Origin of the sequence: Acetivibrio ethanolgignens, assembly GCF_001461035.1 — a bacterium.
Classification (GTDB): domain Bacteria; phylum Bacillota; class Clostridia; order Lachnospirales; family Lachnospiraceae; genus Velocimicrobium; species Velocimicrobium ethanolgignens.
This window is the reverse complement of record NZ_LNAM01000169.1, coordinates 1-2,352: the sequence shown is the minus strand read 5'-3', so window position 1 is coordinate 2,352 and position 2,352 is coordinate 1. Positions and strand designations below refer to the sequence as shown.

At 35.8% G+C, this 2,352-nt stretch carries 5 protein-coding genes; all 5 read left to right on the top strand.

All coding sequences use genetic code 11. The features are described from left to right. Nucleotides 1-237: 237 nt before the first annotated feature. The 5 genes from ASU35_RS12010 to ASU35_RS11995 all read left to right on the top strand — a co-directional run bounded on the left by ASU35_RS12010 (nt 238) and on the right by ASU35_RS11995 (nt 1,972). Nucleotides 238-486 (top strand): type II toxin-antitoxin system prevent-host-death family antitoxin, encoded by a 249-nt coding sequence (locus ASU35_RS12010; RefSeq protein ID WP_044998442.1) that lies wholly within the window; start codon nt 238-240, stop codon nt 484-486. Nucleotides 487-489: 3 nt separating this feature from the next. Then, on the top strand, nt 490-789 hold the full coding sequence (locus tag ASU35_RS12005) for a type II toxin-antitoxin system RelE/ParE family toxin (protein WP_058353249.1): 300 nt from the start codon (nt 490-492) through the stop codon (nt 787-789). A gap of 103 nt (nt 790-892) precedes the next feature. Then, on the top strand, nt 893-1,408 hold the full coding sequence (locus ASU35_RS20280; RefSeq protein ID WP_242861278.1) for a hypothetical protein: 516 nt from the start codon (nt 893-895) through the stop codon (nt 1,406-1,408). Nucleotides 1,409-1,467: 59 nt separating this feature from the next. Continuing rightward, complete coding sequence (locus ASU35_RS20275; RefSeq protein WP_242861277.1) at nt 1,468-1,689, top strand: AAA family ATPase; 222 nt, start codon at nt 1,468-1,470, stop codon at nt 1,687-1,689. Further along, nucleotides 1,676-1,972 carry a hypothetical protein gene (locus tag ASU35_RS11995; RefSeq protein WP_058353248.1) on the top strand — a complete coding sequence of 99 codons (297 nt, stop codon included), beginning with the start codon at nt 1,676-1,678 and terminating at the stop codon, nt 1,970-1,972. The genes ASU35_RS20275 and ASU35_RS11995 overlap by 14 nt, the downstream gene beginning before the upstream one ends. Nucleotides 1,973-2,352: the final 380 nt, after the last annotated feature.

The following is a 2,352-nucleotide window of genomic DNA, read 5'->3' as shown; positions in this document are numbered from 1 at the left end:
GTCGCTTTCGCGCCCCGCCGCAGGCGGAGAGTTTGCAAAGCAAACTCTTTTTTATTAGGATACTAATGTGAAATGTCTTGATAATTATAGGACTTTACGAGGATTTCACATTACGTACGGACGAGAATTATAATATCTAAAATTGAAAGCTGTAAAACTCAACGTTGAATTTTACAGCTTTCTTGCGTATAATATATATAAATGAAGGAACTATATCAAGGAAAGGAAGTTGATTTTATGCCGAATATATTACCTGTATCAGATTTGAGAAATTATAATGAAGTACTGAAAAATTGTCAGGTTGGAGAACCCGTGTTTTTGACCAAAAATGGTAGAGGCAAGTTTGTGGTTATGGATATTGAGGACTATGAACGTGAAAAAGCAGAAAAGAAGCTACTCATGAAACTGCAGGAAGCAGAAGAAGCAGTTAAGGATGAAAGTGCTTGGATGAGTTTGGATGAACTGAAGAAATCTGTCGGGGTATAGCTTATGATGAAATTGCGGATTAATCCTATTGTGGCAGAGGACTTGAAGAACATTAAAGAGTATATTGAGGAAGATAATGAAGAAATGGCAGTAAAGACCATTCAGGAGATATATGCTCGAATTGAGAATATACAGCAATTTCCCTATATGGGAGCTGATCTTGCTAAGAGGTTCAGCTTCCGCACGGATTATAAATATGTGATTTGCGGAAATTATGTTGTTCTGTATAAGATTGGAAAAGAGTATGTGGAGATTTACCGGGTGGTGAATCGGTATCAGGATATTACGAAGATATTTCCATAAGACCCTTTTTAAATAGATGAAAAAGCGGTGAACCACAAAATGCTAATATCATCGATAGGTTGTGTGAGATTTCACATCTGCCAGTGCAGAATCCAGCTTTGAAGTGTATTTTACTTTACCGGGTGATAAATCAGAGAGAACATATAATTATGGTTTCTGCATTAGCAAGGAAGGTGTAACGGAAGAATGGCTCAACTCTAAGGCAAAGACTGCCAGAAAGTATAGTACTGTATTCTATCGTGGAACTTCCGATGACGAGTTGGATTTATCAGGATTCCCAAAGAGCAGTAGGGATAATATTCAGATTGAGCTTGAAAAGCAGGTACTTATTATTTCTTTGGGAGCAAAGTTGAAAGTTGGTAAGTGTAAGGCAATCAGAGATTGGTTCTTGGCAAATGAATTTGCTGACTTTGGTGATCCTTTCACCAACTTCTTTATGTCCCGCAGATTGCCAAAAGGATTTGTAGAAAACAAGGATGTTCAGCAGAAGGTGGTAGAATACTTTGCATCTTTTGACGAGCATATCAAGGACTTTAGGATTGAAAAGATTCCTCACGATGGAGAAACAAAAGAGGATACCTACAAAATTAATGCTCTCCATAAAATGATTCATTCTTAAATCCGAAAATCAATACCAATCATGCACAGCTTGTATTTACAACTCATGACACATGGCAGTTGTCTAATCAGTTGTTACGTCGTGATGAAATATGGTTTGTGGAAAAGGATGACAGAGGTGTTTCGACGCTGTACTCATTGGCTGACTTTGTGGATGAGGATGGTTCCCGTATCCGTAAGGACGAAAGCTATGAGAAGAATTATTTGATAGGAAAGTATGGTGCAATCCCTACCTTAAAGAGTATTGATATATTTAAGGAGGGAACAAATGAAAGGTATTAGAGCGGAATTAAAAAAGCAAGGACTGATAATTCCTGTTTTATGTTGCATTTTTCCATTATTAGTTAATTTGGTTGTTTCAATGTCATTATCTACCAGATATGAGGGGTATTTGCTTTTGCATCAGGCCGAATATGGTCTTACAAATTGGCAATTAATTCTTAAAGAACAGACGATTGTATATTTTTCAGAGATTATTTATGTTGTCATTGCTGCATTAGTATATGATATTTATAAGAAGGAATTAAAGGATAATGCCTGGATTGTTGTATCATCAAATTATTGATATAACAGCGTAATATTGTGCAAATTTGCGGTAGTAGAAGTGGATGTTTTGGGATGTTTTCAGTTACATATCGGTAGTATAGAAATGGGACTTTTGATAAAATCCTTTGTTATACAGTTGGTTTCAGGGTTGCTTATAATCGCTTTCTTTGAGCTGTTAATTTGTGTTTTTAGAAAAATAAACATGGTTCTTCCGATAGGAATTGTGATGATGATTTTAGACATTCTTTTATATTATCGGGATAAAGTTGGATTTGCATTGAAAGTGCCGATTACTTTCATATCTCAGTGTTATAAGGCTTCTATTGTTGATATGATTTATATTATGAGTTGCCCGACAAATCGGGTAATTTATAGTAACCTTTTTTAATTTGCACCTTG

What these genes read in the sequence shown, in the direction of transcription:
- ASU35_RS11995 (WP_058353248.1), top strand. Translation starts at nt 1,676, where the DNA reads ATGAAAGGTATTAGAGCGGAATTAAAAAAGCAAGGACTGATAATTCCT.
- ASU35_RS12005 (WP_058353249.1), top strand. Translation starts at nt 490, where the DNA reads ATGATGAAATTGCGGATTAATCCTATTGTGGCAGAGGACTTGAAGAAC.
- ASU35_RS12010 (WP_044998442.1), top strand. Translation starts at nt 238, where the DNA reads ATGCCGAATATATTACCTGTATCAGATTTGAGAAATTATAATGAAGTA.